This window comes from Vibrio sp. Of14-4 (assembly GCF_022347625.1).
Taxonomy (GTDB): domain Bacteria; phylum Pseudomonadota; class Gammaproteobacteria; order Enterobacterales; family Vibrionaceae; genus Vibrio; species Vibrio pristinus.
Genome location: NZ_JAKRGI010000008.1, coordinates 17,356 through 40,230, shown reverse-complemented (window position 1 = coordinate 40,230; position 22,875 = coordinate 17,356). Strand labels below are relative to the sequence as shown.

Below are 22,875 nucleotides of genomic sequence, written 5' to 3'. Positions count from 1 at the left end.
TTTGCAAATTTCAGCGAGTATCAACGGTTACAACCGCCGATAAACCGTTGTCGATCTCAACAGGGTGGTCAAAGATTATCTTAACAGGCACTCGTTGAACCACCTTGGTGAAGTTGCCTGTGGCATTATCAGGTGGCAGCAGAGCAAAGGTCGCGCCTGTAGCCGGAGCAAGACTATCAATGGTTGCTGCAAATGTCTTTCCGGGGTAAGCATCAATAGTGACGTTGACTGGTTGCCCTTTATGCATGCGAGCTTTCTGAGTTTCTTTGAAATTTGCTAACACCCATGGAATGCGATCAGACACTATGCTGACCATGGACTGCCCTTGCTGAACCATCATACCGACTTGTAAATTTCGATTACTAATGACGCCATCAATGGGAGCAAGGATACGTGTATAGCCCAGTTCTAACTTGGCTTGTGAGAGACTAGCTTCAGCTTGAATCACCATCGCATTGGCTTGTTCAATTTCACTTTTTAGCACAGAAAGTTTGTCTTGCTGCGTTTTTAAACTGGCTTGCGCTTCATAGTAAGCCGCTTCGTCCACTTTGTAGGCAGAAGCGCTATTGTCTCGCTCCCCTTTAGAGATGTAATTTTGTTTCTCTAACGCTTGGAAACGTTTGTATTGTTCCAGTGAGTATTGGTATTTTGCTTTGGCAGAAATGACCTTGCTTTGATATTCTTCAATGGTACTTTTCTGCATTTGGAAGGCGGCATCCGCATTAGATTGCTCTGCCCGACTTTGAGCTAAATTGGCCTCTGCTAACTGTTTTTTTATGATTAGTTCTCTGTCGTCAAGCAGTGCCAATACATCGCCTTTTTTAACTCGTTGGTTATCATGAATAAAGATTTTTACTACCTCAGCGTCAATCCGCGAGCTAACGTGAGTAATGTCGGTTTGTACATAGGCGTTATCTGTGGTTTGAAAAAAACGCCCATAGTAATACCAATAAGCGCTACCAATCATCACTAACGTCATTAGCGGAATAACTATCTTGAGTATTTTTTTCATAACATGACCAACTCATTAAAAAAGGCGAAAGAACTAAATCCTAACTAATGGTTTGCCGAAATGATTCCCTTCCAGCAAATCAACAAAGGCTTGGGGCGTATTTTCCAGTCCATCGGTTATGGTTTCACGAAACTTAATTTGACCAGCTTCAGCCGCATCGGTTAGCCATCGAACCGCGCTTGCAGCATCATTCATCCACTCTGTCACTAGGAAAAAACGATTTTCAGGGGCGGTAGGTAACGAAGAATAAAAACGCGATAGTGTGTTTGAGTCCACATCTTTACCTTTGTTGTATAAAGCAGCACTTCCGCAAATAGGGACACGTGACCCTTCATTGAGGTGCCTAGCTACGATCGAAGACGTTCGGCCGCCCACGTTTTCAAAGTAGACATCCACCCCATCAGGGCAAGCCTTGGCAATCGCGTCACTAAAATTGTCATCTTTGTAGTTTACGCACTCATCAAATCCAAGCTCATCGACAACATAACGACACTTTTCTTCACTCCCCGCAATGCCAACCACTCGACAGCCAAGCATTTTTCCTATTTGCCCAGCAACAGAACCGACCGCGCCTGATGCCGCAGAGACGACCATGGTTTCACCTGCTTTAGGTTTGCCGATTTTAAACAGACCAAAATATGCGGCGCGGCCAGGTGTGCCTGATACGCCAAGAAAGAGAGTGGGTGATAAATGTGTATCAGGAAGACGGTTAACCATGAGCTCATCTTCGTGAGCGATATAATATTTCTGCCAGCCCGAAAAAGTCCCCACTAGGTCTCCTACCAGATACTCTGAACTTTTGCTTTCAACCACCTTACCAATCGTCTCACCCTGAATGACATTGCCTAAACCAATGGGTTCAACATAAGCCGTGGTTTTATTCAGGCGAGGACGAGTGTATGGATCCAGCGATAACCATAAATTTTCAACCAAGAATTCACCATCCTTTAGCTCTCCGAGCGGATTGTTTGATAAACGAAAGTTATCCGTAGCAATAGCACCTTGTGGATAGCTATCAAGAACAATTGCCGGATTGACTAATTTATTCATATTGTTTCCCTTTGAGTTTTTGGTTATCAATGATGTGCAAAGCCTGCCCATAACGATCAATCTTCTAAGGTGATGAGTCGCCTGTTGAAGATTTGATTGACTTTTCTGATGCCAAGCGAAAGCTAGGCCAATAAAAACTAAAACAAATCATGGCGATGGTCAGAGGCCACGCGCCAACAAAAACAAAATAGTCCGCATAATTAGGTAGATCGCTTGCAAGCATAACCACAAGCAGTGCTTTAACTGCATAAGCAAACATCCACGCAAGAGACACCTCTTGCCATACCCGAGCGTATTTAGGCGTGCCGTATACAGACATCTGAGTCAAACGAGGAAGCGCATTTTCCGCTTGCGTTCGCACCACAGGGCGGCCAATAAAGGAGTAGAAACCAAACACAAGAATAACCGAGAGAGAACCGCCCACAGACAGTAAAACGCTCTCTTCGCCAATTCCCAAAAAACGGTAGCCATGCAAATATAAATAGTGAACGCAACCTGACGTTAAAATAAGCGCAATAATAGCCAAGGAGCCAGTGCGTCGACTAAACATCTCTAGCGCCGCTGAATAGCATGCCGTGATGATTAAAGCTAAACCAGCACCCAACACCCAAAAAGCAATATTGTATATAAGGATAGGGATAATAATCGTCATGCGAGCTTCACGAGATAACAAATAGCTGCTGATCCCCATGGACTTTTTATCACTCATATTGCTTCCTCCTGCTTGAGTTGAAGCCGAAAATCACGGTTTGAACACAACACCATAATTGCCGTTGCCAGCATCATGACACCCATGATCATAAATAGATCGTTAAATGCCATGATTTGTGACTGCACAACCATTCTTTCTCCAAGAATGTTGACGGCAGTTTGCTGCAAGTGTTCGTTACCCGTTGGTAGCCCCTGATTTAAAAGAACATTTTTCACATCGCCCAGATAGTGGTAAAACTCTTGGCTACCAATTGAGACTCTGGATTTAACCGCATCGAGGTGAAAATCAATCCGAGTGATGAAATAGGTCGACAATATTGCGGTGCCCATCGAGCCGCCAATACTGCGAAATACGTTAATCAAAACCGCAGAAGATGCGGCATCTTCTGCTTTGATGTTTTGCGTCGCGAGCATAGAAAGTGGCACCATGATAAAAGGTTGACCCAATGCTCTCACCAACATGGAAGCAATCATCTGCGGCCCTGCAAAATCAGCGCTCATGAAACAATCCATAAATGAGCTGATGGCTAATCCCATAAAGCCGATGAAGATTAGGTACTTAGGATTATATCGACGAATCAGATAGGGAATGAATGGTAAAATCACCAGCTGCGGTAGCCCCATCCAAATCACCACATGACCTATTTCTGTTGCGTTGTAATCATGAATCATGGTGAGGTAATAAGGCACCAGAAATAAGGTGCCGTAAATCGCCGACCCCAACATGGCAAAAATCAATAGGGCATGAGTATATTGCTGATCCCTAAACAAACGAATATTGATTAGTGGATGACGACATACTATCTGATCGTACACAAAGACAATAAAACTGATGGCCGAAATAAGGGTTAAAATACAAATCATCCTTGAATCGAACCAGTTTTCATCTCCGCCTTTTTCTAGGATTACTTCTAAGGTGCCAAGAAAAACCATCACAGTCACGACGCCCAAATAGTCACCTTGGCGAATAATTTTCCAATTAATGATGGGGTGTTTCATAGAGCGCTGAATCAACACCCAAGCCAATACTGCGGGGAAGACATTGACGTAAAAAATCGCATGCCATGAGAAGTGCTCTGTAAGCCAGCCACCGACGGCAGGTCCAATCGCTGGCGCAAACGTCGCAATAATACTAAACAGCGACATCCCCATCGGCCTTTTCTCTTGCGGCAGAATTTCAATAATGAGCCGAAACGATAAAGGAATAAGCGCCCCGCCGCAAAAACCTTGCATAGCCCGAAATACAATCATGGATTCAAGATTCCACGCCATAGAGCAAAGTAGCGAGGAGAAAAGAAACCCACCAATACACCATAGAGAGTATCGCCCTGTTCCCAGAGCTTGAGATAACCACCCACACAGTGGAATCGCTACGATTTCGGCCGTAAAGTATGAAGTCATCAACCAAGAAGCATCATCCAAGGAGGCAGACAACGCCCCCTGTATGACTTTCATCGACGAGTTGGTGATCTGAATATCCAATATGGCCATAAAGCCACCGATAAGACCGCCAACTATCGCCCACCATTCCTTGTTTGAAACAACGACTTCATTCTCCTGCGTCGCCGTAGCAATACTGGTCAAATTAGGGTCTCCTGTAGGCCATGTGCCAATTGAGTCACCAATGGAGCATTCATCATAGAGATATGATCGCCCAAGGCTGGAATGACACTCACAGGCTGCTGGCTAAAGGCTTGCCAGCCCAGCCCCCTTTCATTCAAACGGATACGGCCGGGTAATATCTCTTGCGCCTCTGCAACGATCACTTTTCCACCATACACACGTCCTTGATATTGGTCGGTCGCTGTCATGTGCGCTTGTAAGATAGTCAGAAAATATTGAAAGTCTTCCGCGCTGATATTATCTGGTACCATTTGGGCACGGCGAAAGCCATCGAGAAACACATGGCTTCTCTCAATATTAGACATGGCAGCTAATTGGGGACCTGAAGTATTAAATGATACTCCAGTAAACCGCTCTACTTTGTGCGCAAAATAAGCCAGCCTTTCATGCTCTTGCATTGTTGCACTATCATCAACATTCACTTGAGGCGCCGGCTGATCAAACACTAAAACTTTGGGTTGATTACCCGTAAGCTGCTCAATCTGACAAGCCATTTCAAACGCGATCGTTGCACCTAAAGACCATCCACCAATAATAAGATCAGAATGCTGAGAAAGCGTGCCCAATTGCTCTACGTAATGTTCAGCCAAACGAGACAATTCATGATTGTATTCAGCCACAGTGCTAAAGTCTGACACTTGAATACCATAAACAGGGTAACGCCTATCTAAGCCGTGAGTAAACTCGTCATAGCACAGCACATTTCCACCAGCCGGATGGACTAAAACCAAGCTCGGATGGGTCTCTGAATTGCCTTTGTTGAGAAGCACTAAAGATTGACGCCCGCCAGTACTTTCTGAATATTGCTCGATGTACATGGCTAGCTCGACTATGCTGCTGTGTGCAAAAAATTCGCCTAAGGTCATTGCCATGGAAAATGCTTTATTCACTTCAATCAGAAGTTTCAAAGCACTGATAGAGTTGCCGCCAAGATCAAGAAATTTGGTTTCCGTGCTCATAATATCGCGGCTTAACACCCTGTGGTAAATTGCCTGTAAACGCACCTCCAAGTCATTTTTGGGCTCTACTGCATTGTTACCTTGATTACTTATCGACTCTTCAGGCAACTGTCGGTAGTTTATCTTTCCACTGGCTGTCATGGGCATAGACTCAAGCCAAACCCAGCTCTCAGGATGCATATAAGCAGGCAAACTTTTTTCAACTTGCTGCTTAATGATTGATTGAGTTTCGCTATTGATTTGCTCTGAAGAACAGCTCACATAGGCGATCAATTGACTTAGCTGATCTTGATGCTTTTGAATCACGGCGGCACTCTCAACACAATCTTGCTCACCAATGGTTTTTTCAATTTCGCCAAGTTCGACTCTAAAGCCTCTGACCTTTACTTGCCTATCCAACCGGCCAAGATACTCAAGATCGCCATGGCTGTTGAATCGAACTTTATCTCCTGTGCGGTACAAGCGCTCTCCCGCTAGATATGGGTGGTCGATAAACTGACGTTGACTGATATTCGATTCACCTATGTACCCGCTTGCAATTTGTCGGCCCCCGATACAAATTTCACCCGCTAAACCCGATGGCACAAGCTGCTGGTTTGCATCCAAAATCAATACATGATTGCCGTTTAAAGGCTGACCAATTGGAACAAACTTTGCGTCCAATTGGGTTAGATCATTTGGTAATAAATATGTGGTCACCCCAACAGTACATTCTGTTGGTCCGTAGTGGTTCACAAGGCGGCAGTCCGGCCTTAAGGTTTTGACTTTTTTCACCAAGGAAGCAGGTAAGGCTTCTCCTCCAAGCACTAAAGTGCTTTTGGGTAACAGATCCCTTGCATTGGCAACATTCAACAAGGCAGCAAGATGCGTGGGGGTTATTTTAGCGCAATCAATCGGATGGTCTTTTAGGTGAGCTGCTAGTGTTTCAGGGCTTTCTAACATTTCTTTAGTGATAATAACCAGCTCTCCTCGCCCAACAAGAGCAGGAAATAGCATGGTATGAGCGAGATCAGTTGAGAATGAAGAAAACATTCCATAGCGAGCCTGTTCAGATTGAGCCAATACTGGTGCAACCGATTGACAATAGGCACTGATCTGCGAGTGGTAAACGCACACACCCTTAGGGTTGCCCGTGCTGCCTGAAGTGTAAATAATATAAGCTGGACGCTCACTGTTAGGGTCAGTAAACAGGTTTTCCTGCGATAATTCATCGCCTTCTCGTTCATCCTGTAGATCGATCCAGCTTAATGATGTTCGCTGCGCAAGGTCTTGTAAGTGTTGTGGGATCTTTCCTGCGTATACAAGGTTGTTCACTTTTGCATCGTTTAGGATGTACTCGACTTTTGACTCCGGCAAATTGATATCGATAGGAAGATAACAGCCGCCCGCCTTGAGAATCCCCAAAATAGCAACCACACTGAGTTCACTTTTATCCATCGCGATAGCAACAGGTTCACCTAGGCTGACTCCCTCTAACAGTAGCCTTTGCGCAAGCTGGTTAGCTGACTGGTTTAATTCTTGATAACTAAGCGTGCGATTAGCGCAACACAGCGCAATATCATCGGGGAAATGTTCTGCATTATGCTCAAAGTTAAGGTGGATCGGCTGTAGTGACGTCTGCTCTCTAGCAGAGCAGTTTTCAAGCAGTTGCTGCTCTTGACTCTGAGTCAGCAAAGACAAATCAGCAATTGTCTTATCTGGCGTTTCTACAATAGCAGCAAGAATTGTATTTAGACCATCGAGCATTTTTTCTATTGTTGCGCGTTCAAATAGAGCCGTATCATAATTAATGGTGCAAACTAAACCTTCTCCGTCTTCCTCTACCCATAGGTTTAGATCCAGTTTGGCGACACCATAATCGACCTTTAATGGCGTATAGCTAAATCCTTTTTGTCCACGTGAATGTGGGTAGACTTGGTAACTTAACACGGCTTGATACAGTGGGTTGATTGCTAAGTCACGTGGATGATCAATAGCCTCAAGGATACGATTAAAGGGCACATCCTGATGTGTCATGGCCTGCGAGCTTTCTTTTTTCGCAGCTTCAACAACAGATGCTAAGCTCGAGTGACTATCTAATTGAAAACGCAGTGGCAGGGTATTCATGAAAAGCCCCAACATATCTTGCGTTTTAGCATCCAGACGATTAGCGAAAGGAACGCCAACAATGATGTCTTGTTGACCACTGTATTTGTGTAAGAGCAGTTGGTAGGCTGCCAGCATTACATGAAAAGTGGTCGCACCTTGCTTAGCAGCAGCCGATTGAAGCTTTTGGCAAACGTCTCCACTAAGAAACTTGCTGACATAGCTGCCTGCAAAGCTCATGGTATCGGGGCGAGGATGATCCGTGGCAATATCTAGAATCCCTTCTGCTCCGCTTAGCTTATCACTCCAGTATTCAATACCCTTTTGGTATTTTCCTTGCTCAAAATAGAGGCTTTGGTCTAGCGCATATTCCGTAAATTGAGGCGCTTTTTCATTACCGTGCCCAAAATAGGTTTTCATGAACTCCAAAAAGCATAAACTGACCGTCCAGCCATCAGAAATAATGTGATGAAAGGTCAGCATGACGACATATTCACCAGGCTGTGTCTTCACCATTCTCCAACGAAATAATGGCCCATTTTCTAGGTCAAAAGATTTACATCCTTCTTCTTTTGCCACTTGGATGATCCAATGGTGTTTTTCTTCTTCAGGCATAGACGAAATATCATCAAAGCCAGCATCCATCGTCACTTTGTCATCAACATATTGGCACGGCTCGTTGTCAACAATGCGGATCTTAGTTCGAAATATATTATGGCGCTCGGCCATTTTGTTTAATGTGTCTTGAAGACGATCGGGGCTAAATTCATGGTCAACGTGACAAGTAACCGCAAGCGGATTGTTATAAGCTTTATTACCTTTTTGGTACTGCTCTAACGCCCAAATACTCTTTTGTGCATCAGTCAAAGGAAAGATCTTTCGATTGTTATCCGATGTTGGATTCGTTTCCGTGAGCTGTGCTTTGCTATTTTTTTTCTCTCTAGCAAGTCTTTTGAGCTCTTCAATCCCCATTGATTGCAAAATTTTATGTGTTTTAGTCGTCACAGCCATGCCCCTATCATATTTGGTCGATTAGGCTGCTCGCGAAAGCAGCCAAAAATTCATGTGATGCCCAAGCTTTACCCGGGCATCATTTTTACTCACTTTCTAATAGTGACTCGAAAGCTTGAATGACTAATCCAGCAAGCCCTCTTACGGTTTGATCTTGATAGAAAAGATCCACTCGGATATCGACTTCGAACTTGGCCGATACTTTGGAGACAATTTGCACCGCAAGCAGAGAGTTGCCTCCAAGTTCAACAAAGTTATCATCGATTCCTATCCCTGAAATTCCCAAAACGGACTGCCAGACAGCAATGACCTCTTTCTCAATATCATTTTCCGGCGCCACATACTCAACGGAAAGCTCAGGGCGAGCATGACCTTGGTTTGCCTCTGAGTTGGTCGCGATGGTTTCTACCTCTTCTCGCTCAGGAATCGCTTCGTGAATAAGCTGGCCCAAGTCGCTCGTCACAACCACCATTTGCTCAAACTCTAAGTGAGCTAACTGACGCTTGAGAGCATCCAGTCCTTCGTAGAACATGATGTCTTTGTCAGACACATTGACATCAAACCTTGCCTTGCTTGACGTTGAGACGGAGTCTTGCACTTGGTTATCTGCTTTCATGCGAACCAAGGTGTAATTCTCTATCACCATTAATGGCTGACTATCTGCGCCCAAGAAAGTGATATCCATGATGATGGTGTTATCTTCTTGTTTGTAGGCTTGCTTTAGCTTGATATGGGCATAGCAATCCACGTCAAGCGGCGCTAAGTAGCTGACCTTACCGTAACTAATCGGCAAGAAGTTTTCTTTTGAGATCAGGTTGATACAACGAATCGACACAGAATCTATTACCGCTGGGTGATAGGGGTACTGCTCGAAATCACCCTGATACTGAGCATCAAGTTCTTTGTGGATCAGCCACTCATTATCCCCTTGCCATGCTGTCTTAGTAGTACTCCAGCGGTCACTAAGAGAGAGGAAAACCTCGCCAGTTATCGCATTGATGTACTCTTTGCCAACATCTTCTTCGTCTAAACGCTCACTACAACGCGCTTGAATGACTTCGAGTGGCTCAATATAAGCGGCAAGACTTTCTGTAGTCTCAACACCAGAACCAAGATTACCGATGGCATGCTCTTCCCAATCAATCTCTCGAATACCTCGACTACGCAGGCTAAAACTATAGCCAGTGCCTTCTGCGCGAACAAATAAGCGCATTTCACGTGGCCAAGCATTGTGATAAATAGCCGGTTTGGTCAACAGCAGATTTTTCACCTGCAGCGGCTCTTGCGGTTTAAAGTAATTGACGAAGTTATGCAGCATAGACAGTATGGTGGTTCCGACCATGGTTGGCTGCTCAGACAAACAATGTTCGTTCAATACCCAGTCTTTATGGACATCGAGATTCACTCGATACACTTCTTCTAGACCTTTACGATCAACCAGTGTCAATAGCCCCGAATCTTCAGGTTGAGCCAGCTGCGCTTTTTTCTCATCCAATTCACGGCCATATTGAACCGCCATGCCGACATCGCCCCATTTACCCCAGTTTATTGAAATAGTGCGGCCATTACGGTTCTGGTTACGATAGCTGGCGTAGGTATCTAAAAAGGCATTACCCGCGCAGTAATCGATACGTGCTTCATCTGCTTGTATCGATGTGATGGAAGAGAACAGCACCATAAAATCAGGTTGATTGTCTTTGGTTAATTCATCGAGGATAAGGCTTCCCGTCAATTTGGGATCAATAACGCTCGCGCAGTCTTGATCAGATTTAAGCGGAATAATTCCTCCACCCGCAATACCCGCAGTATGGAAAATGCCGTCAAATCTTGGGTAGCGCTGACACATTTTCTCCATTTCAGCGTAATCACACACATCGACTTGAACCAAGTCTATGGTGTTACCCATTTCCTCAAGACGAAGAATGCTCACCAGCTTCTCACTCATGGCATCATCAACGGGATGTTGCTCGATCCAAGCTTGCCACTCTTCCCTTGCAGGTAAACGACTGCGGTAAGTTAATACCAGTGTCGCATTACACAATTCACTGATATGGCCTGCGACTAACATACCAAGGCCACCGAGCCCTCCGGTAATGAGATACACGCCCTCATCTTTGAACTCAGCGCTAATACCAGACACTTGTTCATGCAAACGAACCGCTTGATATTCTTCTTCCCAGCGGCAACCGCTTCGATACGCCACTAATTTACCATCTGTCGCAAGGTCAGTTTCAGCAATTAAGTAATTGGCGACTTGCTGGTTATATTGGTCAATCTCACCCTGTTCATTAAGTGGGAAATCGATATCAACCAAATGACACTGTACATCGGGATACTCGTGATAGAAGACTCTAGCAGGGCCAACAAGCAAGGCTTTCTCTGGGCAAATAACCTTTTCACCTGACACGCTAAATGTGTTGTTGGTAACGAATAATAAACGCACCCTATCTAACACATTTTCACTCACCAAGGCTTGCTGTAGATACAATGGCGCATAGAAAGAAGTGTATTGGCCATTCTGACACTGCTCTAGATCCAAGCCTTTATGCTGAGGTGACAAGTTCCACATATCGACAATACGCACTGGCGCCATACCCTGTGCTTTGATTGCCTGTAGTAACTGAATGTAATCTTCACGCTCACGAGGGTTAATGATGAAGTTGAAGGTATGATCTTCAGGTACTGAATTATCAACATAACTGTCCCCTTGAAGCACGCTCACAATACGTGCACCAGTCTCACGTAGCTGAGTTTGCATTTGGGCAGCAACACCGTATTCGTCGGCAAATAGCACCCAGCAGTCCGCCTCGTTTTCAGCCTTCTCGTTTGGCATAAATGCCGCAGGCACAGTGCGTTTCCATGCTGGCATGTAAAACCAATCTGCAATATCTTGCTTTTTACGTTTTAGAGAAGATTCGTCAACCGCTAGGGATGGACTATCAGCATTACCGCCTTGAATGCTCGGCAGCTTAAACTCGTTTCGCTCAAACGGATAACCAGGTAAAGATACACGGCAACGACGCTCACCTGTGTACAATAGCGACCAATCCACTTTCAGACCGTGCGCCCACATAGAGCCGAGGGTTGAGACGAAATATTGACCAGATAACGCCACTTCTTTTGCCGTTGGGAGCGAAGAGAATATATCCGCTTCAATGTCTGTTTCTTCTTTAAAGTGCTGTTTTGCCGCTGATTCTAGCGAGCGACCTGGTCCCACTTCCAAAGCAATAAAGCCGTCTTGGTGTTCTTCCATCAAGGTCTTAAACGCATGTGAGAATAAAACTGGGTTTCTTACATGGCGCACCCAATAATCACTGTCTTTGGCTAATGCCTCAGAGATCCACTCACCTGTCACCGAAGAGACAAACGGAATTTGCGGAGCATGAAGCTCGATACCATCTATCACCTGTTTAAACTCAGGCAACATAGGATCCATCATGCTGGAATGGAAGCCGTGCGAAGTGTCTAAGTGTTTGCAGAATATGCCTTCTTCTTCCAACTCATATTGGAAGGCTTTCACCGCTTCTAATTCACCTGCAACGACAGACAACTCTGGATAGTTAACAGCAGCGATGTCCAAGTCCAGATTAGCGATTCTTTCACTTAATTCCGCTTCTTCCATCAATACCGCTAACATAGCACCTGGCGGCAGAGCTTGAACCAGCTTGCCGCGAATTGCGACCGCTTTTAACGCATCTTCTAGAGAGAAAACACCCGATAAACAAGCAGCAACATATTCACCGACACTGTGGCCGATCATCACATCTGGCTGAATGCCCCACGACATCCACAATTTGGCCAAGCTGTATTCGACAACAAACAGTGCTGGCTGAGTGAATTTTGTTTGGTTAATAAGTGCCGCGACTTCTTCGTCCTTTGGAAAGATAATCTCTCTCAGGTCTTGTTCAAGGATCGAAGTGAGGTAATCGCAACATTGATCCATTGCCTGCTTGAACACGGGATATGTCTGGTAAAGATCCAACGACATGTTTGCGTATTGGTTGCCTTGTCCTGGGAACATAAAGACCACAGGACGCTTAGACTTGTTTTTAACCGCAACTGGGGATGCCTTGCCCAAAGATTCCAGAAGGGACTCGCGGTCTTGGCCAACCACACTGGTTGAAAACTCAAACTGCTTGCGTCCAGTTTGCAGAGTGTACGCAACGTCAGCAAGATTTGCATCTGGGTTCGTTTCGAGATGCGCCGCCATTCGACGTTTCATTTCGCCAAGCGCATTGCGGCTTCTGGCTGAAAATGTCATCAATACCGGAGCTTGGTGCTCATCGCCAGAGGAAAGTTCCGGCGCCGCTTCCAAAATAACGCAGGCGTTAGTACCGCCTACCCCAAACGAATTGACGAGCGCATTGTTGGGCTTATCCGACTGCTTAAACGAGGTAAGCTCAGTATTCATCACAAATGGACTGCTTTCAAAGTCGATGTTTGGATTCGGCTTAGAATAATGCAAAGACGCTGGAAGCTGACCAGATTTGAGTGCTAACGAGGCTTTGATTAAGCTCGCGACACCAGATGCGGCATCTGTGTGACCAATATTGGTCTTAACCGAACCTAAACGGCAGAACTGCTTTTTGTCTGTGTACTGCTGAAAGGTCTGCGACAAAGAAGAAAACTCAATCGGATCGCCAAGCGCTGTCGCCGTGCCGTGCGCTTCAACAAAGCGAATATTCTCTACATCAATATCGGCATTCGCAATAGCTTGCTTGGCAACTTCTACTTGCCCTTCAATGCCCGGAGCGGTAAAGCCTGCTTTTAAGCCGCCGTCATTGTTGATTGCACCGCCCTTAATAATTGCGTAGATATGATCGCCATCTTTTATGGCATCTTTTGCTCGTTTCAGTAATACAGACCCCACTCCGCGGCTAAAGACAGTACCATTGGCTCGAGAGTCAAACGCATAGCAACGCCCATCTGCTGAATCCATGCCACCTTGCATATACGGATAGCCACGACGTTCAGGAGTATCTATGGACACACCGCCCGCCACCACAAGATCACTCTCACCGCTTAACAGGCTGTTAATGCCCATTACGACCGCCACCATAGCAGTAGAACAGGCAGTTTGTACGTTGACGCTTGGCCCTTTTAGGTCCAACTTATAGGACACTCGAGTGGTGACATAATCTTTATCATTGTTGGTAACAATCGATGCGCCACTTGCAAACTGAGTCACGCTTGGATGCGAGTGGACTTTGTTCAAATGCCATGCTGCACCGGTTCCGCCAAAGACCCCTACCTTGCCTGGATAACTTGCCGGAACATAGCCCGCATCTTCAAACGCATGCCAGCTACATTCCAGAAACGCACGGTGTTGAGGATCCATAATTTCCGCATCACGAGGCGTGATATCAAAGAAATGCGCATCGAAATGCTCGGCATTGCCTAAAATACCTCGACGAGGGATATAGTGAGGTGAAGCAATCAGTTCTTCATCAACGCCCGACTCCCTCAGCTCTTGCTCACTGAAAGTGGTAATGGTTTCTAGCCCCTCAGCAAGATTACTCCAAAACGTTGAGAGATCTTCGGCTCCAGGGAATCGGCCTGACATGCCAATAATAGCTATGTCTTTATCGCGCAATGTTGCTTGGTCTTTCATATGCTACCTCATGGTTCTATATCGTGATTTGGTAATAGGGTGTATTGGGTTTCTAAAATCAGGGCAAATGCGTCCCTGCCTCAAGGCGAGGGATCGGTATTTCCTGATGACTAAGGTTTAATTAAAAGTTTTGATGTTTAAACTTCATCTGATGTTTCACGTAAAACATTCGGATACTTTTTCAATATATTTTTGCTTAGAGACTCAACAGTAGGACATTGAAATAAATCAATAATATTAATCGGAATATCAAGTTGTTTTTTGATTTGACGATGCACTTTACTCATCAGTAATGAGTTTCCACCGGCATCAAAAAAGTTTTCATCTACCGCTATTTTCTTAACGTCTAATACTGATTTCCAAATCGCAATGATCTGCTTTTCGACTTCAGAATCCTGTCTGTTGTTTAGCATGTTGTCGCGCCTTCTCGTTACTTAGCACTAAGTGCTGATTTACTGATTTTTCCATTGGGGAGTGTGGGTAAACTGTCTACGGCATAGTAGCGCGAGGGTTGCATGTAATAAGGCAGCACTTGTGCCATTTCTCGCTTAATCGCCTGTATATCGGTATCCGTGTCTTGATAAGGGACATAAAACGCCGTTAGGTATTGGCTTTTTCCATCATCACTGCCATCGACTATAACTGCAGCATTTGATATCCAAGGCAATGCCTGAAGCTGCGCTTCGATCTCCGCCAGCTCAATCCGATGGCCTCTTAGCTTTATTTGTGAGTCGATTCGACCATGAAATAGCAGTACGCCATCATCTCTAACACTGACAAGATCGCCAGTCCGATACATTTTCGATGTCTTGCTGGATGCATAAGGATTTATTAAGAAACGTTCATCGGTAAGGTCTTCACGCTTTAAATACCCCAAAGCCAATATGTCTCCGGCCAAGTAAAGTTCACCATTGTGATTGGGTGGCACCAGCTCTAAATTCTCATCCAATACCAGAACTTTCGCATGTGGAATGGGGCGGCCTATCGGCACTATGGTGTCGGCTGAATTAGGCTGACATAACCAATGGCAAGCAAAGATAGTCGCTTCTGTTGGGCCATATAAATTGTGAATTTGACCCTCAAATTGCGTCGATAAATCATTAACCAAACACTGGGGTAGCGCTTCTCCACCAGAGAAAATGTGTTCAAGTGACTGGCATTGATCTAGGACTCTTTCATCGACAATGATTCTAAGCGCGGTTGGGACAAATTGTGCAACCGTTACTTGATGATGCTTGATAAACTCCGCCAACAATGCCGGATCGTACTTAACTTCTTCACAGATGAGCGCAGTACTCGCGCCCGTGATCAGTGGCCAAAACATCTCCCAAACTGAGATATCAAAACTAAACGTGGTTTGGCTTAAGACACAGCTATCTTGCTCGAGCTTAAAAGCATTTTGCATCCAATTGAGATAGTTGACCACGGTATCATGTTTGACCATGACGCCTTTGGGTGTGCCGGTCGACCCCGAAGTGTACATAATGTAGCAAAGCTGATTATCATCAGTGCTAGGCTTAACCGGCAATACTGGTTGAGAGAAATCAGCGGCTGCAATATCTATGATCTGGCAATCTTCTGGCAACCATTCCAATTCGTCCACTCGGTCAGTGACAACCAGCTTGGTTTCAGAGTGCTCAACCATATAGGTTAATCGATTGTGCGGGTAATAAGGATCTAGCGGAAGATAACAAGCTCCAACTTTCATGATGCCCAATAGTGTCGAAACTAGATGTTGGCTGCGCTCCATATAAACGCCTACAACATCACCAGAGCTAATCCCCCGCGAGAGCAATTGCTGTGCGATAACATCTGAGCAATGTTCAAGTTGACGGTAAGTGAGATTTCCACCACGACTGCGCAGAGCAATATTATCTGGTGTTAACTGGCATTGTTTAGCAAACTGAAGATGAACTAATGTCGACATATTTCCAAACTCCCACAATTGGATGATCTTTCATTGGTCAAACAAACCCAGAATCACAAAGATAGTGTCTCGGATATCATGGCTAAATATTGCTCTGCAAAGAGCATGATTTGCTGCTTGGTGAAGGCAGAGGTTTCAAAGTCAAAGCTCAAACGTAATCTCTCACCATCATCGACAGTCAGTGCTAAATCGCATCGTGCAGATGGTTCTACTATGTGCTGGACCGTCATTTGACATTGCGCCACATTTTGTGTCGTAGGCATTGCAGATAAATAGTTAAATGTAATTGGAAAACGCAGCTTATCTAACCAAGCGTGACGTCGCATTTCATCCACAAGCAATTGATAAGAAACAGATTGATTGTCCAAAAGCGAATACACTGCCTTGCTGCTTGACTGTATTAGCGCCAGCCTGTTGTCAGCATCAGAGACGGGCTGAAAATAAGTCACCATATTAACGAAGCAGCCAATTTGATCATCATTTTGAAGTAATGACCGACTCGATGTAGGCAGGCCAATCGTCACATTCTTATATCTAGTTTCTCGACTTAACGTAAGATTAAACAGCGTGAGAAGTAACACATATGTAGTGGTGTTATGTTTGCGGGCAAACGCTTTAATTTGCTGAGTAAAGATGTCAGAAAGTTCAATCTGGTAACCATCTGGAGTCGGGTAGTCTTTCACTGCGTGCAAAGAAGCGTCCGCGCCCTGATGTAAATATCGCTGCAAAGTTGAAAGCCAAAAGTGAATCTGACTTTCTTGCTCAACCACAGCGCCTTTATGATGAGCCAAGTTGAGATTGTGAGCACTCTTACTTGAGAAGCTCAGATCGCCTACCGAATAAGCTTGATAGGCTTGTTTGAACTGGTTAAAAAACAGCGTAATTGACTCATGATCAAACACAGCATGATGGACTCGAACCAGCACCACATATTGACTATCTTGGTGACTAAGCAAGGTCACATTGATAGCAGGAGTGTTATCAATATCGATCACTGACATATCGGCCATTGCCAACCATTCTTGCTGAGAATAATCCGCCAAAGGTTTATCTATGTTCGCTAGCTTGTGATGTTGAATATTAAATTTTTCAAGCGCATAGCCACCTTGCTTAGCAGTAAAATCATCAAGATTGAAACGAGATCGCAGTACTGGGTTGTTATCCAAAACCTTATTTATTGACCATAGGATAGCGTCTTCATTGACTTGACCTTCAAGCAAAACACTAAATGCAGGCTGATAAGCGACAGGGTTAACACTGGTTTGCTCCAAAGTAACAAAGTACGCTTGTGATGGAGAAAGTACGCTAAATGTATCTTTTGACTCCTCCGCTTTGGGTTGAGAAATCGAGTCTGATTCTATGCCGTCGGTGAGGTAATAGGGAATAATTGCAGCAAGCTGACTTGGCGTGGCATTGCGCATCACAAGATCAAAATCAAGGTCACTGTACAAACGGCGGCGGATCATGTTTCTGGCTCTCATCGCCTGCAATGAATTCCCGCCTAAGGCGAAAAAGTCATCATCCACACCAAGTCCCTTGAGACCTAATACCTCTTGCCATATATCGACCAAATCTTGCTCTAGATCGTTTGAGGGAGCACGGTAGACACGCTTAAGATCAGGCCGAGACGAGGCAGGCTTTGGCAATCGCGCATTATCAAGCTTTCCATTCGGTAGCTTTGGAAAACTGTCTAGGTAGACAAATTGAGCTGGAGTCATCACTGGCGAAAAATAGTCACTAAGATAAGCTCTGAGATCCCAAGCAGTCGGCTTAGCACTGGTCACCAAATAGGCGATAAGCTCTTCGTCTACCATCCTAACCACCGCATCTTGAACGCTGGAATGACGACGTAAACAAACCTCTATATCACCTAACTCAATTCTTACACCGCACAACTTGACCTGACGGTCCTTTCGGCCAATGTAGACCATGTTACCCTCAGCATCGAATTGACCTAAGTCACCAGTTTTATGGGCCGACAAGCCCTGATGGTTAAAGAATCGATCGTCACTTAGCTGTGGAAGGTTCGCATAACCACGAGCAACGCCAGGTCCTGCAATACAAATCTCTCCAATTGCCTCACCCTCAATTTGCACACCATTGTCATCGAGTAGAATAAATTCACTGCCCGACATCGCCTTACCTATTGTGATGGGCGACTCTGGCTGTAATTCAATAAAGGAGCAATTGGCGACGGTTTCGGTTGGTCCATAGAGGTTGAATACTCTGATATTGTCTATGTCAGCAAAAGTGCGCTGCTTGAGATCTTCTGCCACTGCTTCACCTGACAAAAAGACCGTATCAGGAAACCTCACCGTAGGATCGATCAAGTGTTTGTAGTTAAGTAACTCCTTCCAAAGAGTCGGTACACAGTAAATCGCCGTGTTTGCATGAGCTGCAAACCACTCAAATAGGAACTTGGGGTTATTCAGTGAACTTTCTGGCAAGATATGCAGCGTATCACCACGCGCAAGTGGCGAGAATAATTGGGTCACGGCGGCGGCGAAGCTTAGTGATGACGTCAAAGGCAGTTGGGCCTTAGTCTGTGACCATACATGGGTGTTAAACCAGTCAATGTAATAAGCTAAATGGCCATGCTCAACTTCTACGCCTTTGGGCCTGCCCGTCGAGCCTGAAGTATACAGGGTGTAAGCAAGCTGTGACCCATCTATCTCTGGATACTCGGTATTGACAGCTTGTGCGCTCCAATTGAGATCGTCCATATCAAGAACTATCGATTGGTTTAACTGAAGTTTGGATTTTTGATAAGAGGTTTTATTGGTTAGGACAAGAAAGGATTGTGAGTCATCAATTATCTGCGCGATCCTCTGAACTGGCTGAAACGAGGAGAGTGGCACATAACTATGACCCGCTTTCATAATACCTAATATCGCAATAGGTAAATCAAGACTGGGCTCTATATAAAGCGCAATTTTACCTGCTTTTTGATGGTGATATCGTTCACGTAAATAGCCAGCTAATTGATCCGATTTTTCTTCTAGCTCAGCAAAAGTTAAATAGCTGTCCTTATATATAACGGCAACTTTATCAGGAATAAGTGACGAATAATTTGAGATGGTTTTAAATATTGAATTTAGATTTATCACGCTACTCACCTCTCATAAAATATAGTTATAACTTTATATAAGCCACAATATTTGCATCGGGAATACTTAGAAAGATAATCTTTGAAACTTAGGATTTATTTAAGGAAATCAATTGATGTTTGTTTAATGATTAGAGTTGATTATTTATAAAAAATAAATGTCATTACTTTCATGATATTGAATTAACATAAAAAACATTAAGACATTTCTCTGATATTAAATTTACTGTTTTCTTACAAAGAAGATGATTGAGTTATCTATATATCGATTATCGACAAGAGATTACACATCTTAATTAAATATTAAGAAAGGTTAACTAGCTTGCTGCATAACAACTGACAAATAATGGTGGTGTTATGAATAATGCAGAATCAGCAAAAAAGTTATCAGAAATAATGATGATGCCTCTCGCAGCCAAGACGCTCTCTACTCTCGCTGAGTTAGGTGTCGCCGACTTACTTAAAGAGGTACCTTTAGAAATCGATGCACTGGCACAAGCCTGCAATGCTGACCAAACCATCTTGCTCAATATGTTTAAAGTGGTTGATCTATTGGGTTTTTTCTCAATTGACCAAGAAAAGATTGTCAAAAATAGCCCAAGCTCAGAGCTACTCATATCCGATCATCCTCAATCAATGCGCCATTTTTGCATGCTATTTGGTGACGAATATTATCGCGGCTATGAAGGTTTGCATCACACATGCAAAACTGGTCAGTCTGGGTTTAAGCATGTATTTGATAAAACCTTGTACCAATACTTGGATGAAACGCCAACCAGAGCTTCAGTCTATGATTTAGCAATGCGCGACTTCTCAAGGCCCGTTGGCACTTTGTTAGCAAATGTCTGCGCCGAACTATTTAGCCACGCGAAAAGTGTTATTGATATCGGTGGAGGAAGTGGCGTCATCTCAATGGAGCTGGTAAAACACCATCAACACCTGACCGCATGCATCTTTGACAGACACGATGTCTGTAGGCGAAGCTCTGAGTCTCTGCCAGCGAACATCAAAGATCGCATCCAAACTTGCGCAGGTGATTTTTTTGCTGATATTCCAAAAGACTATGATGTGTATGTATTAAAAAACGTATTACACAATTGGAACGCACAGTCGTGTCTAAAAATTCTTAATAACATTAGTCAATCGCTAAAAAACAGCAGGCTATTAGTAATAGAACCTCTCGTTGAATCAGAAGAAAACTCACCTCGATTGCTTTTTAATGCCTTGTTTCAATCTGTCATCTGCGAAGATGGTACCTATCAAAGATGCTTTACCGATCTTGAAGAGTTATTTAGCGAAAGTAAATTAACAGTGGTTAAGACTCAAAAGCTACCAACAGGTCATACCGTTATAGAATTAATAAGACTTAGTAATTAAATATTTCATAGGGGGTACATCCCCCTTTAATAAATTAATTTCAAATCACATTTAAATGTAATAAATAGAGTTATCCCTTTCTTAAAATCATTATTACGCCCATCCCTAAAAACATAAATATCAAGATAAATATGTGACGCAAAGCGCGTGAAAATATTAATCTTCGTCTCTCTTTTCATTTTTATGACAAGTATTTATTGATAAGCATTCACATTCATAAATATTTACAAGTATTAGTCTTCTTACTATCTGAATTTTTGATTAAAGATAAAACGGATTGTTTAAAAAGGAGTCAAAAATGCAGGTAAGCATAACAAGCAAAAGATCCATTCTCGCAACAGTGATCAGTACAACCATGCTGACAGGGTGTTTCTGGGATGATCCTCGTCGCGGCGCGAATTACGTCAGTGATAGTGTTGATAAAGAGCAGTTAATTGGCCACCTAGTCACTCTTGAAGGCTTGGCATCTAAAACCACTGACGGAAAATCCATTACCAGAGCGGCGGGTACTATGGGCTATCAGAACTCGACTGAGTTTATCGTCGCCACAATGAAAGAGCGTGGCTTTATTGTCACACTCCAAGAATTCGATTTCAGGGCATGGGAAGAGCTTGCTGGAACCAAAGCCACAGCAGACGGTAAAAACTTAATCAGCAAAAAAACGGCACCTGATGGGGTCGAGCCTGACTTTGCTCTGATGTCATATTCAGGAAAAACTGATGGTGAGCTTAATGGCGAGCTGGCCTTTGTCACTCCTGATTTTAGATTCGATGAGCCCGATTATGACAGCACAGACGGTTGTGAGGCTTCTGACTTTGAAGGTAAAGATCTCAACGGAAAAATCGCAGTAATTCAACGTGGTGGATGTGCATTTGATACTAAAGCCTTTAATGCGCAAAATGCAGGGGCAAAAGCGCTAATCGTGTTTAACCAAGGCAACGATGAAGGGCGGAAATCCGTGGTGAGCGGCACCTTGGGCAGCACAACCCAAGTTGTTATTCCCACCATCGGTGCACGCTTTGAACTTGGATACGACTGGTACGTTAAGAGCCAATCTGAGCCAGTATTGGCAAGCCTAACGGTCAATACTCAAGATGAAGATGTAGTCACACAAAACATTTTGGCCGAAACCCCGATTGGTAACCCAGAGCAGGTCGTTATGCTCGGCGCGCACCTTGATTCGGTTCCTGAGGGCCCAGGGATCAACGACAACGGCTCAGGCAGCGCGGGATTACTTGAATATGCGGTTACTTTATCTGAGCTAGAAGTGCCTGTGAAAAACAAGGTTCGCTTTGCTTGGTGGGCAGCCGAAGAAGCGGGGCTTGTGGGCTCTGAATATTACACAGAAAACTTGTTTGCACCCATTTATGATAAAGCACAGCAGCAAATCCTCGATGAACTTGGCCTAAAAGATCCAAGTGAGTTGACCCCAGAACAAGTGGATTTAGTCGAAGCCAGATACACGCAAATCAACAGGGTTAAAATGTACCTAAACTTCGATATGATAGGCTCGCCTAACTATATTTACGGGGTGATGGATGGCGACTTATCCGATACCAAAGACAGTCCAGATAACGCCTATAAGGGTGATTTCAAACCTCCTTACGGCACCTCGGATATTGAATCTATCTTCAATGAGTTTTTCACTGAAAAAGAAGAATCAACCATACCTCAAGCTTTGTCAAAGCGTTCAGACTACGCGGGTTTTGCTGATTGGGGGATTGCATTTGGCGGCCTATTTACGGGGGCTGAAAAAGTAAAAACTGCCGCAGAAGTGTTAAAATATGGTGGCGAAGCGGGGGTTTCTTACGATAAATGCTATCACCAAGCCTGTGATGATATTAACAACATCAACCATTCAGCCATATACAAAAACACTCAAGCCATGGCTTATACCACCACCTATTACGCGTTAAGCGAGCAGTTGTTCCCTGATAAAGAGAATCAAACCAAGCCACAAGCAATGGCAAGCTCACTCACATCGCAACCAAAGGAAAAACTGCGTATTGGCGAGAAGCTCAAAGCGGCCGAAAGCGTGTCTGATCATGATCACTTCCACGGTGATTTTGATCAAGATAGACAATAGCGCGGATATAACACCGACAAAAAGCTCCCGATTGGGAGCTTTTCTTTGAGCTCTTTCCTCTCCTTGAACGTACACATAAGTTCATACCTCAAAGGAGCTATCCATGTTTTCTTTTTTTAAGAACAGACCCGCGCAAAAACTCAAAAAACGTCACTCAATGTTGCTAGAGCAAGCGATGCACGCGCAAAGAAATGGTGACATAAGAACCTACTCTAGACTTACCGCCGAGGCTGAAGAAGTGTTCAATCAAATTCAGGAATTAAGTACCTCAAAAACATAGCCTTTCCAACTCATAGAGAAACGTTTCTGGACAACCG

General features: G+C 44.3%; 12 protein-coding genes. 3 read left to right on the top strand and 9 right to left on the bottom strand.

The annotated features are described in order from the left end of the window. Positions 1-10 precede the first annotated feature (10 nt). The 9 genes from MHN79_RS09860 to MHN79_RS20990 all read right to left on the bottom strand — a co-directional run bounded on the left by MHN79_RS09860 (position 11) and on the right by MHN79_RS20990 (position 19,096). A complete protein-coding gene (locus MHN79_RS09860) occupies positions 11-1,012 on the bottom strand; it encodes an HlyD family secretion protein (protein WP_152432596.1) in 1,002 nt (333 codons plus the stop codon). 33 nt (positions 1,013-1,045) lie between these two features. Continuing rightward, positions 1,046-2,062, bottom strand: coding sequence for an NADP-dependent oxidoreductase (locus MHN79_RS09855; protein ID WP_239172749.1), 1,017 nt, complete (start codon positions 2,060-2,062; stop codon positions 1,046-1,048). Positions 2,063-2,126: 64 nt separating this feature from the next. Then, positions 2,127-2,771, bottom strand: a complete 645-nt coding sequence (locus MHN79_RS09850; RefSeq protein WP_239172748.1) for a hypothetical protein — start codon at positions 2,769-2,771, stop codon at positions 2,127-2,129. Continuing rightward, positions 2,768-4,357 carry an MDR family MFS transporter gene (locus MHN79_RS09845; RefSeq protein WP_239172747.1) on the bottom strand — a complete coding sequence of 530 codons (1,590 nt, stop codon included), beginning with the start codon at positions 4,355-4,357 and terminating at the stop codon, positions 2,768-2,770. The genes MHN79_RS09850 and MHN79_RS09845 overlap by 4 nt, the downstream gene beginning before the upstream one ends. Further along, positions 4,354-8,451, bottom strand: a complete 4,098-nt coding sequence (locus MHN79_RS09840) for an amino acid adenylation domain-containing protein (protein ID WP_239172746.1) — start codon at positions 8,449-8,451, stop codon at positions 4,354-4,356. The genes MHN79_RS09845 and MHN79_RS09840 overlap by 4 nt, the downstream gene beginning before the upstream one ends. 85 nt (positions 8,452-8,536) lie before the next feature. After that, on the bottom strand, positions 8,537-14,062 hold the full coding sequence (locus MHN79_RS09835; RefSeq protein WP_239172745.1) for a type I polyketide synthase: 5,526 nt from the start codon (positions 14,060-14,062) through the stop codon (positions 8,537-8,539). A gap of 137 nt (positions 14,063-14,199) precedes the next feature. Beyond that, a complete protein-coding gene (locus tag MHN79_RS09830) occupies positions 14,200-14,475 on the bottom strand; it encodes a phosphopantetheine-binding protein (RefSeq protein ID WP_114783887.1) in 276 nt (91 codons plus the stop codon). A gap of 17 nt (positions 14,476-14,492) precedes the next feature. After that, complete coding sequence (locus tag MHN79_RS09825) at positions 14,493-15,989, bottom strand: amino acid adenylation domain-containing protein (RefSeq protein WP_239172744.1); 1,497 nt, start codon at positions 15,987-15,989, stop codon at positions 14,493-14,495. Between the two features lie 53 nt (positions 15,990-16,042). Next, positions 16,043-19,096, bottom strand: coding sequence for an amino acid adenylation domain-containing protein (locus MHN79_RS20990; RefSeq protein ID WP_239172743.1), 3,054 nt, complete (start codon positions 19,094-19,096; stop codon positions 16,043-16,045). A 356-nt stretch (positions 19,097-19,452) separates the two neighbouring features. On the opposite strand from MHN79_RS20990, the gene MHN79_RS09815 reads away from it, so the two are divergent. From MHN79_RS09815 to MHN79_RS09805, 3 genes are all read left to right on the top strand, one after another. After that, entirely contained in the window at positions 19,453-20,472 is a 1,020-nt protein-coding gene (locus MHN79_RS09815; protein ID WP_239172742.1) for a methyltransferase, read from the top strand. 298 nt (positions 20,473-20,770) lie between these two features. Then, positions 20,771-22,558, top strand: a complete 1,788-nt coding sequence (locus MHN79_RS09810; protein ID WP_239172741.1) for a M28 family peptidase — start codon at positions 20,771-20,773, stop codon at positions 22,556-22,558. A 103-nt stretch (positions 22,559-22,661) separates the two neighbouring features. Beyond that, positions 22,662-22,838 (top strand): DUF6435 family protein, encoded by a 177-nt coding sequence (locus tag MHN79_RS09805; RefSeq protein WP_114783897.1) that lies wholly within the window; start codon positions 22,662-22,664, stop codon positions 22,836-22,838. Positions 22,839-22,875: the final 37 nt, after the last annotated feature.

Coding starts and splice junctions, on each gene's coding strand:
- MHN79_RS09815 (WP_239172742.1), top strand. CDS start 19,453: ATGAATAATGCAGAATCAGCAAAAAAGTTATCAGAAATAATGATGATG.
- MHN79_RS09810 (WP_239172741.1), top strand. CDS start 20,771: ATGCAGGTAAGCATAACAAGCAAAAGATCCATTCTCGCAACAGTGATC.
- MHN79_RS09850 (WP_239172748.1), bottom strand. CDS start 2,771: ATGAGTGATAAAAAGTCCATGGGGATCAGCAGCTATTTGTTATCTCGT.
- MHN79_RS09855 (WP_239172749.1), bottom strand. CDS start 2,062: ATGAATAAATTAGTCAATCCGGCAATTGTTCTTGATAGCTATCCACAA.
- MHN79_RS09840 (WP_239172746.1), bottom strand. CDS start 8,451: ATGGCTGTGACGACTAAAACACATAAAATTTTGCAATCAATGGGGATT.
- MHN79_RS09805 (WP_114783897.1), top strand. CDS start 22,662: ATGTTTTCTTTTTTTAAGAACAGACCCGCGCAAAAACTCAAAAAACGT.
- MHN79_RS09825 (WP_239172744.1), bottom strand. CDS start 15,989: ATGTCGACATTAGTTCATCTTCAGTTTGCTAAACAATGCCAGTTAACA.
- MHN79_RS09830 (WP_114783887.1), bottom strand. CDS start 14,475: ATGCTAAACAACAGACAGGATTCTGAAGTCGAAAAGCAGATCATTGCG.
- MHN79_RS09835 (WP_239172745.1), bottom strand. CDS start 14,062: ATGAAAGACCAAGCAACATTGCGCGATAAAGACATAGCTATTATTGGC.
- MHN79_RS09860 (WP_152432596.1), bottom strand. CDS start 1,012: ATGAAAAAAATACTCAAGATAGTTATTCCGCTAATGACGTTAGTGATG.